This window comes from Pseudomonas sp. P4795, from assembly GCF_048822895.1.
In the GTDB taxonomy this organism is placed as follows: domain Bacteria; phylum Pseudomonadota; class Gammaproteobacteria; order Pseudomonadales; family Pseudomonadaceae; genus Aquipseudomonas.
Map to the genome: position 1 here is coordinate 917774 of NZ_JBMFBT010000001.1, position 15405 is coordinate 933178.

Sequence of the window (15405 nt, forward strand, 5' to 3'; positions counted from 1 at the left end):
ATACCCGCGCCTCCGGCCAGCGTCAAATGCTCAATCCTGGGCGACCCGCACCACCAGTTTGCCGAAGTTGCGCCCCTCCAGCAGCCCGATAAAGGCTTCAGGTGCCTGCTCCAGGCCATCGACCACGTCTTCGCGGAACTTGACCTTGCCGTCGCGCACGTACGGCACCATCGCGCTGATGAATTCCGGCTGACGATCACCGTAGTCGTCGAACACGATAAAGCCCTGAATCCGCACACGCTTGGTCAGCAGAGTGCGCTGCAACATCGGCAGACGATCCGGACCTGTCGGCGCTTCGGAAGCGTTATAGCCGGCGATCAGACCGCACAATGGAATCCGCGCCTTGGGGTTGAGCAGCGGCACGACCGCGTCGAACACATGGCCACCGACGTTTTCGTAGTAGATGTCGATGCCATCGGGGCAGGCTTTGGCCAGTTGTTCGGCAAAGTCAGGCGCTTTGTGATCGATACAGGCGTCGAAACCCAACTCCTCGACCACGTACTTGCACTTCTCGGCGCCGCCCGCCACGCCGACTGCGCGCAGGCCTTTGATCTTCGCCACCTGGCCGACGACCGAACCTACAGCGCCGGACGCGGCGGCCACCACCAATGTCTCGCCTTCTTTCGGCTGACCGATGTCCATCAGGCCCATGTACGCGGTCATCCCCGGCATGCCCAGCACACCGAGGGCCATCGAAGGGCTCGGCAGCCCGGACGGGATCGGAATGATGTTGCGCCCGTCGCTGATGCTGTGGCTCTGCCAACCGGTCGCGCCGACCACCAGATCACCTTCGTGGAATTTCGGATGACGCGAGCGCTCGACGCGGCTGACAGCGCCACCGGTCATCACTTCGCCGATTTCTACCGGCGCGGCGTAGGACGGTGCGTCACTCATACGCCCGCGCATGTAGGGATCAAGAGACAGATATTGGGTTTTCAGCAGGACCTGGCCATCTTCGAGATCGGGCAGCGCCTCGCGTTCGAGACGGAAGTTTTCCGGGGTCGGCGCGCCAACCGGACGTGAGGCCAGCACGATGCGCTGGTTGAGGGTCAGAGGGTCGGACATGTCAGCGTCTCCTTGAAGTGAAGAATTTGGCGGGTATAGGGAGCAGACCTTTGTATGGGTATCGGGTTCGATGTTTCTCCACTGCCCCCTCGCCATAAGTCATACCTGTAAAGCAGACAAAAAAATGCCAGGCGCAATGCCTGGCACTTTTTGTAGCTCATCTGTCACCCGAAGGCGAATCAGAATGGCAGTTTCATGCCCGCTGGCAGACCCATGCCGGCGGTCATGCCGCCCATTTTTTCCTGGCTGTTGGCTTCGATCTTGCGCACGGCGTCGTTGATGGCGGCGGCGACCAGGTCTTCGATCACTTCGCGGTCGTCTTCGTCCAGACCCGGGACCAGGCTCGGGTCGATGCTGACTTTTTTCAGGTCATGACGACCGGTCATCACCACGCTGACCAGATCACCGCCAGCCTTGCCGGTGACTTCAGCGCTGGCCAGTTCTTCCTGCATCTTGGCCATTTTTTCCTGCATCTGCTGTGCCTGCTTCATCAGGCCGGCCATGCCACCTTTCATCATGGGAATCACCTCAAAAGTACTTGGATCAAAACAGCGCCCGGCGATTGCAACCGAGCGCCTTCAGTTATTAGCCCTGACTGACCAGAGCGTCGACAGGTTCAATAGTATCGCTTCGCACGACCGCGCCAAACTGCTGCACCATCTGCTGGATGAACGGGTCGCCGTGGATCGACTCTTCGGCTTCGCGCTGGCGATTGACCCGGCGGCGCGATGCGGCCTGCGCCGGGGTTTCCTGCTCGGGCTTGATCAGCTCCATGGTCAGGGTCAGGGTGCGCCCGTGAAACTGGTTCAGCGCATCGTTGAGACGACGCTGCTGGGTGCTGTTGAACAGCGCGCTGTGCGCCGGGTCGAGGTGCAGCAACCAGTGGTCGCCATCGACCGCGATCAGCGTGCAGTTGGCAGCGATGCTGCCGGTCATGCCGGAGATCGGCAATTTCGGGAACAGCTCCAGCCATTGCAGGGCCAGCCCGGTGGCCGGCATCGCCGCCGGTTCAGGCTCGGGTTCCGGCTCAGGGTCAGCGGCGTGTTCGCTGGCCAGTTCGTCGAGATAGCTGTAGGCCGAATCCATGTCCGGCTCGATGTAATCCTCGTCCAGCGGCGGCTCATCGTCGTCGCTGCCCGGAGTCGCGGCATCGACGTCGGCCACGGACGGCTCGGAAATCGGCGCGGCGGCCCACTCCGGTGCATCCGGCACCACGCTGTCAGGGATCGGCAGCGGCATCGGCGGCAGTTCTGGCTGCTCGGCGGCGGTTTCCAGCACGGGTTCGACGGCCGGCTGCTGCACCGGCGCAGGCTCGATCGGATCGTTCCATGGCAGGTCGACGACGGCTTCGATGGCGACTGGCTCGGGTTCGGGCGTCGGTTCAGGCTCAGCGACAACCACAGCTGCTGGCTCAGGCGCCGGCGCCACCACTGGCGCAGGCGTCGGCTCGACTACAGCAGCAACCACCGGCGCAGGTTTCGGCGCGGCAGCCACTGAGTTTGCGGAATCAACTGTGGCCTGGCTGATCCCCACTGGCTTTAGCGGTTGCCTCGGGGCGTCCGCCGTGTCTGCCGGCCGGAATGCCAGCATGCGCAGCAAGACCATTTCGAAACCGCCGCGCGGATCCGGTGCCAGCGGCAAGTCGCGGCGCCCGATCAGGCCCATCTGGTAGTAGAACTGCACGTCTTCGGCCGGCAGCGCCTGAGCCAGGGCCAACACCCGGTCACGGTCGCCATGGCCATTGTCGACACCGTCCGGCAGCGCCTGAGCGATGGCCACACGGTGCAGCACGTTGAGAATTTCCGAGAGTACGCCGTTCCAGTCCGGGCCTTGCTCGGCCAGATGGCGCACGGCTTCGAGCAAGCCCTTGGCGTCGCCTTCGATCAGTCGGTGCAGTACATCGAAGACCTGACCGTGATCGAGTGTGCCGAGCATCGCCCGCACATCCGCCGCCAACACCTTGCCTTCACCGAAGGCGATGGCCTGATCGGTCAGGCTCATGGCGTCACGCATCGAACCGTCAGCCGCGCGACCGAGCAACCACAGCGCGTCGTCTTCGAACGGAACGTTTTCCGCGCCGAGTACGTGGGTCAAATGCTCGACCACGCGTTCCGGGGTCATGTTCTTCAGGGAGAATTGCAGGCAGCGCGAAAGAATCGTTGCCGGAAGTTTCTGCGGGTCAGTGGTCGCCAGGATGAACTTGACGTACGGCGGCGGCTCTTCGAGGGTTTTCAGCAGCGCATTGAAGGAATGGCTGGAGAGCATGTGCACTTCGTCGATCAGGTAGACCTTGAAGCGCCCGCGGCTCGGCGCGTACTGCACGTTGTCGAGCAGCTCGCGGGTGTCTTCGACCTTGGTGCGGCTGGCGGCGTCGATCTCGATCAGGTCGACAAAACGCCCTTCGTCGATCTCGCGGCACACCGAACACTCGCCACACGGGGTGGAAGTGATACCTGTCTCACAGTTCAGGCATTTGGCGATGATCCGCGCAATCGTGGTCTTGCCGACGCCGCGCGTACCGGTGAAAAGGTAGGCGTGGTGCAGGCGCTGGCTGTCCAAGGCATTGATCAGAGCCTTGAGCACATGGGTCTGGCCGACCATTTCGCGGAACGAGCGCGGACGCCATTTACGTGCAAGAACCTGATAACTCATCGAAAACCGTCGCGGCAAGGGAAGCAGAAGCGGCTAATGCTAGCGGAGCAAGGGCAAAATTGCATCCGGTGTAGTCGTCTAATCTGGCTAAGCTGCTTCAGCGGGGGCTGTTATCGGCTCGGGAGCGTGAATGACCGAAGCGTTTATGCGATGGGCTGTGGGGGCATGAGCGCGAAAGCGGCCAGTCAGTGCCCATGCGATTCGCGGAATTTCGGTTCTCGGCTTTGGTGATAGTCAACCCACTCCACCACATCGATCGGAACGTACAGCTTGCGCTTGGCGCGAGAGATCGCGATGTACACCGCGCAGATCCGCTGGTCGAACTCATAGGCGTCCTTGAACATCACAGTGGTGAGTAACTCGGGAGTCAGCAGCGCCAGCTCGAACTCCATTCCGCCCGCTTCCTCTGCCAGCATCAGTACGCAGGGATTAGCCGGGTTGCCGAGCATCCGGTTCAGCAGCGTCAGATCGGCAACTTTGAAGCCTTTTTCCAGCTCCTCCCTGACCCAGTGAAACGACTCATCGAATTGATTGGCGTCGCATACGGCTTGCCAGTCGGGCATGTCGCTGAAATAACGGTGCGAGCCTTTTTCGCTGTATTCAGTGCTATAGAAGTCCGGTTTGAACATGGCGATGGCTGAACCCATGAACTGCTTGAAATCCTCCTGCGCCGTTTTGTCCGGAAAACTGAACGCACAGTTGGATTTGTGTAGCTCGATTGCCCACCTCATCGTGTCCCAACGCGACGCCGTCAGCACCACGCAGCCTTCGGGCGGGACGAAACCCGTCGGGTATTCCTCGATAGCGACATCGGCATCCCGCGCGCCTTCGAAGGGAATTTTGCTCTTCTGCGAATGGCGCGAGATCAGCGGATTGACCAGCCGCTCGACAGCACGGCCGGAGCGCACGGAGAAGCTGATATCACTCTGACGAACTTCACGCTTGCGTTTGACCACCACGCCGCTGGCCTGCTGGTATTCATCGCCGAGGGTGATCAGCACCTGACGGCCGCGCTCGATGATCTGCAGCAGCGGCGCGGGAATGTCCTGGCTTTCGTCGATCAGCACATGCGTGTAGCGCGGCGGCACCAGGCAATCGGCCAGGTTTGCGCGCTTCAACAGCAACAACGCGTCGAATCCAGTCTGGCTGCCCCATGCCGGATTCAGCTCAAGGTAACCCCACAGGCGACTGGAATATTCGAGCAGCACGCTGGCGTCCGAACGGGACAATGCCTGAGTGAAATGCGGCAGATGGTTGGTCGAGAAACTGTGTTCGCGCGAGCGGCAATAGCGCTCGATGACCTGCAGGCAGACGTCCAGCGTCGCTTGCCCATCGTGGTGACGAAACCCGAAGATGTTCAGTTCCTGCGCCACGGCCTGCTTGCTCGCAACCCGCGCCGGGGTATTGGCGAACTGCGGGCGGCGGCCAAGCAATAGCGATTGAGCAAATTGCTGAAAGGTCCGGCCGGCCTTCTTCTCGATCACGCCTTTCATGCGCTTGCGCAGGTTGTCCAGTTTTGCATCGGTGTGCGCCAGCAACAGCGTGCGCTCGGGGCGCAAGTGCTCGAGCAAGGCGACCAGCAGATGACTCTTGCCGATGCCCGCGTAACCCTGAACGTGCAGGTCTTCATCGAGATTGGCGCGAAAGGTTCTGACCAGTTTGTCTTGCGCAGCGCTCAACCAGCGCTCGCGATGTTTGGGCGTGACCATCTGCTGGCTGAACGAGTTGTTGCCGATATGATGGCGGACCTTGTAGTCAAAGTCCCATTTACCATCGGACAGCAGATAATTGCGCGCGGCCACTTCATCGGCCAGTAGAAAGCGCAGGTTCAAACCCTTGATGGCTTGCAAACCGAAGTACAGCTTGCGCTGATCGAACAGCCGATGCGCCTCGGCCAACAATCCTGCGCCAGTCGCGCGCCGAGTATCGACCGCCCAACCAATAAGCTTGGCGAGAACCTTTTCTGCCGCAGCGGCGTTCTGGTCGGCCTCCGTCGCTTGCTCCAGATTCTGAATGACCAACACCGCCGCCAGCTCCGGGTCTGTCAGGGCGTCGAGCGCAGCTGCGCCATCGGGCAGCAGCAGGCTCGCGCAGACTTCGTCGGTGACGGGCAAAAAAACGGGATTGGATAATTCGAGATGTTCCGGGTGCATACAACCTCGCAGCCGCGGGAGGACAGGCCGGCTACCATAGGGCATTTCGTATCGAGTGAGAAATCGCAGACACAAAAAAACCGCAGTGGGCGAAACCCATGCAGTTCAGGTTTGGTGCGATTTTTCGTTAAGGTGGCGACCCCACCAGCCACACCCCGGCACACAATGTTCCCGCTGTGGCTGCTTCCTTCCGGATCTGACCAGGTTCACGGGTAATCGTTGCGGGGGGACCGATGGGGTCACCATAACGACGCTTGCCTGTCGGCGAGCCGCGCCATTGTACCTATCTGAGACGAAGTTACAACCGTTGGTTTCAGATTAAAAATATGAAGCGACTCAAGCACTTGCTATTGCGCTTGCAACACCTCGTCCGCCCGGCCGCCCTCTTGCTGGATCACCAGATGAATGAAGTGCAGCTTGGCAATCGCCGCCGGCGGGAGCACGAACGGATAGAAATCCGGCTGACCCATGCTGCGTGACAGTTCGTTGAGCATGCCGGCCAGTTCGATCCACGCGTTGACGAACGACAGGAACGCCGCGCCGCCCGGATGCTCCGGGTCATACAGGGTGCTCGGCGGAAACGGCTGGTAGTCGAGATCCATCTCGCGCGCGCTCATGCCAAAACCCAGCGCAGTGTCCACCGCGTCCATCATGTGCAAGTAGTGCGCCCAGGTTTCCGCCCAGTCTTCCCACGGGTGCATGGTCGCGTAGGCGCTGACGTAGTGCTGCGGCCAATCCACGGGCGCACCCTGCTGATAATGCCGATCCAGCGCTTCGGCGTAACTGGCGCGCTCGTCGCCGAACAGATTACGGAAGGCGCCGAGCCACGGGCCGTTGTCGATCAGGCGATCCCAATAGTAATGCCCGACCTCATGGCGAAAGTGCCCAAGCAAGGTGCGATAGGGTTCGTGCATCTGCGCACGCACCTGTTCGCGGTGGGCGTCGTCGGCTTCTTTGATATCGAGGGTGATCAGGCCGTTGGCGTGGCCGGTCACCGGCGCGTTGCCTTCGAGGTCGACGCCGATGAAGTCGAAAGCCAGGCCGGTGTCTTCGTCGTCGGTTTTCGAGATCACTGGCAGGCCGAGGCTGATCAGTTGCGCGACCAGTCGGCGTTTGGCGATTTCGACTTTGCGCCAGCGTTCGGGGTTTTCCGCGACGGACAGGTCTGGGATGGTGCGATTCAGACTACACGCGGCGCACAGCGTGGCGTGCTCGTTGGCTGGCAGCAGCCAGTTGCAGGCGGCCGGGGTGTCGAGGTTGGCGCAGCGACGGAATAGCCCGCTGTCAGGGTCAACGTCGAGCGTCCAGGTGCCTTCCTGTGGGCCAGGTTGCAGCGATGTCAGGCGACTGTGTTCCGGTTGATAACCGAGCACTGCGTTGCACGCCAGACATTGGCTGTTACGGAAGAACAACGACTGGCCGCAGCGACACGGCCAGATTTTGCTGTTGCGCGAAGGCTCGCCCATGAACGGCGCGACGATGCGAGAACTGAGCTGCTCGAAAAAGCGGTACATGGCGATCTCTCCCTGGGGCTGGCCAAGACTAGATCATTCGCCTGCACAGATCGTTCCCACGCAGTGAAGGAGCAAAATCAAAAGATCGCAGCGTGCCGCAGCTCCTACATTGATCCCTGTAGGAGCTGCCGAAGGCTGCGATCTTTTGATCTTATGCACTGACGCCGTGGCTTTTGAGGAATGCGATAAACGCTTCTTCATCCATGACTTTAATGCCCAGCTCATTGGCCTTGGTCAATTTCGACCCGGCGCCCGGCCCCGCGACCACGCAATGGGTTTTGGCGGAAACGGAACCGGCAACTTTGGCGCCGAGGCTTTCAAGGTGATCCTTGGCCACGTCGCGACTCATCAATTCGACCTTGCCTGTCAGCACCCAAGTCTCCCCGGCCAGCGGCAAGCCTTCGACGACTTTCTTTTCGCTTTCCCAGTGCATGCCGAAATCACGCAGTTGCTTTTCAGCAGACTCGGCAAGCTGACGATGCTCGGGCACAGCGAAAAACTCGCGAACCGAATTGGCCTGTTTCTCCGGCAGCGCTTGGCGCATGTCCAGCCAATCGGCGTCCATCACGCCTTGCAGCGAACCAAACTTGTCCGCCAGTTTCTGCGCCCCGCCCGGTCCGACCGAAGGGATGTGCAGCTTGTCGAGGAAGCCGCCCAGCGTGGTGCTGGCTGCAAACTCCGCGCCCAACTCGCCCTGATCCTGAATCTGCAAACCGTGACCGAGCAGCTCGGTGATCACCTGCTGGTTGTGCGCATCTTCGAAGAAGCTGTGAATCTCGTGCGCCACTTCCAGACCCACGTCCGGCAGATAAGTCAGGACCTGCGGCAGAGCCTGCTGCACGCGCTCCAGCGAACCCAACGAGCGCGCCAACACCTTGGCCGTCTCCTCGCCGACATCGGGAATCCCCAGCGCATAGATGAAACGCGCCAGCCCGGGTTTTTTACTGTCTTCAATCGCAGCGAGCAGTTTGTTGCTCGAGACCTCGGCAAAGCCTTCCAGGTCGACGATGTCGTCGAACTTCAGCGCATACAGATCGGCCGGCGAACTGACCAACCCTTCGTCGACCAGTTGCTCGACGCTCTTATCACCAAGGCCTTCAATGTCCATCGCACGCCGCGACACGAAGTGAATGATCGCTTGCTTGAGCTGCGCACCGCAGGCCAGCCGGCCGACGCAGCGATACACCGCACCTTCGCTGATGGTCTCTTTGCCCTTGCTGCGCTTGACCAGTTGCGTGCGCTCGACGTGCGAGCCACAGACCGGGCAGCTTTCGGGAATCTGCACCGGCCGCGCATCTTCGGGCCGGCGCTCGGTGACCACCTGCACCACTTGCGGGATCACGTCACCGGCGCGACGAATGATCACCGTGTCGCCAATCATCAGGCCGAGACGCGCGACTTCGTCCATATTGTGCAGCGTGGCATTGGCCACGGTGACGCCAGCCACCTTGACCGGTTTCAGCCGCGCAACCGGGGTGACCGCGCCGGTGCGGCCGACCTGGAATTCCACGTCGAGCAGTTCGGTGAGTTCTTCCATGGCCGGGAATTTGTGCGCGATGGCCCAGCGCGGTTCGCGCGCACGGAAGCCCAATTCGCGCTGGTCGGCAATGCTGTTGACCTTGAACACCACGCCGTCGATTTCGTAAGTCAGCGCGTTGCGCCGGGCGCCGATGTCGCGGTAGTAGTCGAGGCATTCGTCGATGCCTTTGGCCAGTTTCAACTCATGACTGATCGGCATGCCCCAGGTTTGCAGTTGCTTGAGGTTGCCGATGTGCGTGTCGGAAATATCGTGAGAAACCTGGCCGATGCCGTAGCAGCAGAATTCCAGCGGCCGGTTGGCGGTGATCTTCGAATCGAGCTGACGCAGGCTGCCGGCAGCCGCATTACGCGGATTGGCGAAGGTTTTGCCACCGACTTCCAGTTGCGAGGCGTTGAGACGCTCGAAACCGGCCTTGGACATGAACACTTCGCCGCGTACTTCCAGGGTCGCCGGCCAGCCTGTGCCGTGCAGTTTCAGCGGAATGTTGCGCACGGTGCGCACGTTGACGCTGATGTCTTCACCTGTGGTGCCGTCGCCGCGCGTGGCGCCGCGTACCAGCACGCCGTCCTGATAGAGCAGGCTGACCGCCAGGCCATCGAGTTTCGGTTCGCAGCTGTATTCCACCGCCGCGCTGCCGCCAAACAGATCGCCGACCGGCAGATCCAGAACTTCGGTCACCCGCCGGTCGAACTCGCGCATGTCGGTTTCTTCGAAGGCGTTGCCGAGGCTGAGCATCGGCACTTCGTGACGCACTTGAGTGAATGCGGTCAGCGCCACGCTGCCGACGCGCTGGGTCGGCGAGTCGCTGGTGATCAGTTCCGGGTTGGCCGCTTCCAGCGCCTTGAGCTCGTGGAACAACCGGTCGTACTCGGCGTCCGGAATGCTCGGCTCGTCGAGGACGTGGTATCGGTAGTTGTGCTGATCCAGCTCAGCGCGCAGCTCTAGAATGCGGTTTTTGGCGGCGGTCATGGGTGTTCTCTCATAAAGCAAAAGAGCAGCCGAGGCTGCTCCTATCTCAATACTTCATTTGGCAGCAGAATCAAAAGATCGCAGCCTTCGGCAGCTCCTACAAAAATCGCGTATCCCTGTAGGAGCTGTCGAGTGCAACGGGGCTGCGATCTTTTGATCTTTTCGCCTCAGCGCTTCTGGGTCAGGGCGCGGCGTTCGAATTCGACGATGCGCTGGCGGTAGTGCTCGATGGTCTGCGCGGTCAGTACGCTGCGCTGGTCATCTTTCAGTTCGCCGTTGAGTTCTTGCGACAGCTTGCGTGCTGCAGCGACCATCACGTCGAAGGCTTGCTTCGGATGACGCGGGCCTGGCAGGCCGAGGAAGAAACTCACTGCCGGAGTGCTGAAATGGTCGATGTCGTCCAGATCGAAAATACCCGGCTTGACCGCATTGGCCATCGAGAACAGCACTTCGCCGTTGCCGGCCATGCTTTCGTGACGGTGGAAAATATCCATCTCGCCGAAACGCAGACCGCTTTCCAGAATGTTCTGCAACAGCGCCGGGCCTCTGAAACCAGCGGCGTCGCGGCAGATCACGCTGATCACCAAGACTTCTTCAGCTTGCGGCTGATCTTTTTCGGCAACGGCCGGCGCTGGCTTGGCGTCGTGGACGAAGTCGTCATCACGGCTGCTGAAGCTCGGGCCGTCGTTCAGATCCAGATCAAGATTCAGGTCGCCCTGCGCCGGGCCATTGGCGCCGCGTTTGCCACGCTTGGAAGCGGATTCACGTGGCTCGCGCGCTTCACGGGCAGGCATGCTCACCGACGGCAGATCATGCTCGTCCAGTTGCGGCTCTTTATGGTTATCCAATACGCGAGACGGGCCCAACAGCTCGGCGCTGGTGTCCTCGTCCGGCAAATTGGACAGACTTCGGTCAAGACGGAACTTCAGTTTTCCCTTGCCGCCGCGCATACGGCGCCAGCCATCGAAAAGAATACCGGCAATCACTATGATGCCGATGACGATCAGCCACTCGCGCAGACCGATTTCCATTTAATCCCGTGCCTCTATAAAAAATGCTGAAAAATAAGGGGTTTACACTGCGTAAACCGCTTTAAAACGTGGCGCCAACTCTATGTTCTGACAGGCGTTTTGCCCACGTATACGAAAAATTGACATTAAACTAGCACGACCAAAGGCAACTTTACACCGTCTGTCTCATTGGCTTGCGCGAATATGTCGATTGGCCAGCCAGTCGAATGCGGTAAAAAAGTCCTACAAACCTCAAATACCTTTTCCGACAGCGCGCCGGCTCAGGCATCCACCATCGCCATCGCCTCCTCGACATCCACCGCCACCAGCCGTGAACAGCCCGGCTCATGCATCGTCACGCCCATCAGTTGATCAGCCATTTCCATGGCGATCTTGTTGTGGGTGATATAGATGAACTGCACGGTCTGAGACATCTCTTTGACCAAGCGTGCATAACGTCCAACGTTAGCGTCATCCAGCGGTGCGTCAACTTCGTCGAGCATGCAGAACGGCGCCGGATTCAATTTAAAGATCGCAAATACCAGTGCCAATGCAGTCAGGGCTTTTTCGCCGCCGGAGAGTAAATGGATGGTGCTGTTCTTCTTTCCGGGCGGCTGCGCCATGATCGTCACCCCTGTATCGAGTAGATCTTCGCCCGTCAGTTCCAAATACGCGCGGCCACCACCGAAAACTTTCGGGAAAAGCGCCTGTAAGCCGCCATTGATCTGATCAAAGGTATCTTTGAAACGGTTACGGGTTTCCTTGTCGATCTTGCGAATGACGTTTTCCAGCGTTTCCAGCGCCTCCACCAGATCGGCGTTTTGCGCATCCAGATAACGTTTACGCTCGGACTGTTGCGTGTATTCGTCGATGGCCGCGAGGTTGATCGCGCCCAGCCGTTGAATCCGCGCATTGATCCGTTCAAGTTCTTCTTCGGCGTCCTTTTCACTGACCTCGGCGGTCAGCGTATTGAGCACGCCGTGCAAGTCATAACCGTCTTCGAGTAACTGATCCTGCAAGGCCTTGCGGCGCACGGTCAGGGCTTGCCATTCCATGCGCTGCTGTTCGAGCTGACCACGGATCAATTGCGATTGTTGTTCGGCCTGAGTCCGGCGTTTTTCCGCGTCGCGCAATTCGCGATCGGCATCTTCCATGGCGATTTGCGCGGTCTTGAGTTCTTCGTCGACGCTCATGCGTTTGTCGAGCAGTTCCTCGAGTTTGAGGCGCAGCTCTTCCAGCGGCGCCTCGCCCTCCTCCAGGTTCAGACTGAGCTGTTCGCGTTTTTCGGTGAGGCGCTCAGCCTGCATTTCCAGACGCTCAAGCGCCTGACGTGTGGAGTCGTGTTGCGCGCGCAACGAACCGAGACGCACGGCCAATTGATGGGCGTGATCCTTGTGCTGACGCGCTTCCTGCCGCACGCGGTCGAGGCGTTCGCGCAGGCTGTCGCGCTGGGCCAGCAGCAATTCGCGTTGCTCGGTATCCAGCGCCATGGCGTCGAGGGCGTCCTGCAATTGAATGCGCGCTTCGCCGACGTTTTCGTGTTCCAGCGCGCGCTGTTCACCCAGCTCGACAAGCTCTTCATCGAGACGTTTGCGACGCAGCGTCAGTTGCTCAGCCTTGGCTTTACCGGCGGACAACTGGGCTTTCAATTCACCTTGCTGACGCGCTTCGTCTTGCAGCAAGCGGCGCAAATGTTCACGACCGTTTTCCTGCTGACGCTGTTGCGCGCGCAAGGTCTGCAAGCGGTTTTCCATGGCCTCGACCGTGGCTTCGCGCTCTTCGCGTTCCAGATGCAGATCCTGGATTTCCTGACCGCGCGCGAGCATGCCGCTTTCGGCTTCGCTGGCACGGCGCACCCGCAGAAAATGCCGGCCGATCCAGTAACCGTCGCGACTGATCAGGCTCTGCCCGGCCGCTAATTGCCCGCGCAGGGCCAACGCCTGCTCAAGACTGTCGACCGGCTTGACCTGGCCCAGCCACGGCGACAGGTCGATCTGTGCTTCGACCTTGTCGAGCAGACTGCCGGGCACGCGCACGCCGTCGTTGCCCGGGCTGAGCAGACGCAAATCGCCTTGACTGAAACCGGACAGATCGAAGCCGTCGAAATCATCCACCAGCACCGCTTGCAGATCGGCGCCGAGCACGGTTTCCACCGCCAGTTCCCAACCGGCCTCGACCTTCAGACCTTCAGCCAGACGCGGACGCTCGGCGAGGTTGTGTTCCTTCAGCCACTCGGCGGTGCCGGTGCCCGGATCAAGCGCGGCTTGCTGCAAGGCTTCGAGCGATGCGAGGCGACCGTTGAGCCGCTGCAAATCGCCTTGCGCCTGCTGCTGCGCGGTCAGCGCTTGTTGCAATTCCTGACGCAGTTGTTCGAGTTTTTCGACCTGGGCTTCTTCGCTGGTCTGCAAATCTTCAAGGGTGGCTTCGGACTCGGCGAGTTGTTCGCTGAGTTCCATGATCGCCGCGTCTTCCGGATCGGCCGAGAGCAACGCGCGTTCTTCACCGAGACGTTTCTGCCGATCGGCCAGGCGCTCCATGCTGGTTTCCAACTGCTGGATGCGCGACTGCTGCACTTCGGCCTGACGCCGTGGCTCGGCGGCGGTCAGGTTGAAGGTGTCCCATTGCTCCTGCCAGCCATGCATGGTGGTTTCGGCATCTTCCAGCGCGGCGGCGGCTTCTTCAGCAGCGGCGCTGGTGATTTCCTGCTCGGGCGTCAGTTGATCCAGCTCTTCGCCGAGGGTCAGCAGCAACGTACGGTCGTGGCCCAGATGCGATTCGGTTTCGAGTCGCGCGCGCTCGGCTTCTTTCAGGTCGTCCTGCAACTGGCGCAAACGCTGCTGGCCGTGCTGGATGCTCTGTTCGACGCGGGCGATGTCGCCACCGACCGAATAGAAGCGCCCCTGCACCAGATTGAAGCGCTCCGACAGATCATGGTGCCCGTCGCGCAGGCGTTCGATGGCCGCATCGGCATTGCGTTGCTCGGCGACCAGCGCTTCGAAACTGATTTCTTGGGTGCCGATGATCGCTTCGCGCTGACCGACCTGATCGTTCAGGTCCTGCCAGCGCAGCGCCGACAGTTGCGCCTTGAGCTGACGCTCTTCGCCCTTGAATTCCTGATACTTCTTCGCGGCCTCGGCCTGGCGGTGCAAGCGTTCGAGTTGGCGCTCAAGTTCATCGCGCAGGTCAGTCAGACGGGCGAGGTTTTCGTGGGTGCGGCGGATACGGTTTTCAGTCTCGCGCCGCCGCTCCTTGTACTTGGAGATCCCCGCCGCTTCTTCGATGAAGTTGCGCAAGTCTTCCGGTTTGGATTCGATCAGCTTGGAGATCATCCCCTGCTCGATGATCGAGTAGCTGCGCGGGCCGAGGCCGGTGCCGAGGAAGATATCGGTGATGTCGCGGCGCCGGCATTTGGTGCCGTTGAGGTAATAAGTGGTCTGGCTGTCGCGGGTGACTTTACGCCGGATCGAAATCTCGGCGTATGCCGCGTAGGCGCCGATCAGCGTGCCGTCGGAGTTATCGAAGACCAGTTCAATGCTCGCCTGGCTCACCGGTTTGCGACTGGTCGAACCGTTGAAGATGACGTCGGTCATCGATTCGCCACGCAGATTTTTCGCCGAACTTTCGCCCATCACCCAACGTACGGCGTCGATGATGTTCGACTTGCCGCAACCGTTCGGCCCGACGACCGCCGCCATGTTACTGGGGAAGTTCACCGTGGTCGGATCGACGAAGGATTTGAACCCCGCCAGTTTGATGCACTTGAGCCGCAAGGTCAGGCAACCGTCAGGGCAGACACCACCAGATCGCAGCTGCGCTGGGCGTAAGCCGTCAGCACGATGCGGATCTGCGGCAAATCACGGGCCAGTACGGCGGCGAGCAAGCGTTCGAACAATTCGAGGAATTCGCTCATCTCGGCTTTGCGCTGCTCGAGGGCGAGGAAATACGCGCGGCTCATGGCCGGTTGCAGGTTCTCGACGGTTTCCTGCAGATACGGATTGTTGGCGAACGGGTACGCGGCGCGCATCACGTTGAAGCTGTCGTCAACGAAGGTGCGGATGTCCTGACGCTCGTAGCTCGCGGCCAGACGCTGCTGGATCTGCACGAACGGCGCCATGTCGGACTGGACTTGCCAGCCGTTGGCCACCGAGTTGCCGAGCAGGATGTACAGCTCGCTCATCAGCGTGCACAGGCTCTGCACCTTGTGCGCCGTGAGTTCGGTGACGTGCGCGCCACGGCGCGGCAGGATCGCGATCAGGTGCCGGCGTTCGAGGATCAGCAAGGCCTCACGGACGGAACCGCGACTGACGTTGAGCGCCAGCGTGACCTTCTGTTCCTGGATGCGCTCTCCCGGCTTCATTTCGCCACGAATGATTCGTTCGGCGAGGTGGTGAGCAATTTGCTCGGCGAGGCTGTCCGGCGCCTTGAACGTCATGGTTGTCCTTCAAACTCTTCGATCTGCACAAGCGGCGCAGTGTAGCGCAATGCGCGGTCATGGCGGAGTG

Annotated in this window: 9 protein-coding genes and 1 other RNA gene; all 10 read right to left on the reverse strand. The window is 60.6% G+C overall.

Translation table 11 applies throughout. The features are described from left to right. Positions 1–30: 30 nt before the first annotated feature. A complete protein-coding gene (locus ACOI8A_RS03980) occupies positions 31–1065 on the reverse strand; it encodes an NADP-dependent oxidoreductase (protein WP_420648783.1) in 1035 nt (344 codons plus the stop codon). 179 nt (positions 1066–1244) lie between these two features. Next, positions 1245–1583 carry a YbaB/EbfC family nucleoid-associated protein gene (locus ACOI8A_RS03985; RefSeq protein WP_420648784.1) on the reverse strand — a complete coding sequence of 113 codons (339 nt, stop codon included), beginning with the start codon at positions 1581–1583 and terminating at the stop codon, positions 1245–1247. 67 nt (positions 1584–1650) lie between these two features. Further along, entirely contained in the window at positions 1651–3717 is a 2067-nt protein-coding gene (dnaX, locus tag ACOI8A_RS03990; RefSeq protein WP_420648785.1) for a DNA polymerase III subunit gamma/tau, read from the reverse strand. 185 nt (positions 3718–3902) lie between these two features. Next, positions 3903–5870 (reverse strand): hypothetical protein, encoded by a 1968-nt coding sequence (locus ACOI8A_RS03995; RefSeq protein WP_420651330.1) that lies wholly within the window; start codon positions 5868–5870, stop codon positions 3903–3905. A 139-nt stretch (positions 5871–6009) separates the two neighbouring features. Beyond that, positions 6010–6106, reverse strand: an RNA gene (gene ffs / locus ACOI8A_RS04000) — signal recognition particle sRNA small type. 111 nt (positions 6107–6217) lie between these two features. After that, a complete protein-coding gene (locus ACOI8A_RS04005; protein ID WP_420648787.1) occupies positions 6218–7384 on the reverse strand; it encodes a zinc-binding metallopeptidase family protein in 1167 nt (388 codons plus the stop codon). A gap of 151 nt (positions 7385–7535) precedes the next feature. Continuing rightward, positions 7536–9893 (reverse strand): NAD-dependent DNA ligase LigA, encoded by a 2358-nt coding sequence (gene ligA / locus ACOI8A_RS04010; protein WP_420648788.1) that lies wholly within the window; start codon positions 9891–9893, stop codon positions 7536–7538. Positions 9894–10060: 167 nt separating this feature from the next. Then, positions 10061–10924 (reverse strand): cell division protein ZipA, encoded by an 864-nt coding sequence (gene zipA / locus ACOI8A_RS04015; RefSeq protein WP_420648789.1) that lies wholly within the window; start codon positions 10922–10924, stop codon positions 10061–10063. A 260-nt stretch (positions 10925–11184) separates the two neighbouring features. Continuing rightward, positions 11185–14673, reverse strand: a complete 3489-nt coding sequence (gene smc / locus ACOI8A_RS04020) for a chromosome segregation protein SMC (RefSeq protein ID WP_420648790.1) — start codon at positions 14671–14673, stop codon at positions 11185–11187. Positions 14674–14675: 2 nt separating this feature from the next. Next, positions 14676–15335 (reverse strand): GntR family transcriptional regulator, encoded by a 660-nt coding sequence (locus tag ACOI8A_RS04025; protein WP_420648791.1) that lies wholly within the window; start codon positions 15333–15335, stop codon positions 14676–14678. Positions 15336–15405 lie beyond the last annotated feature (70 nt).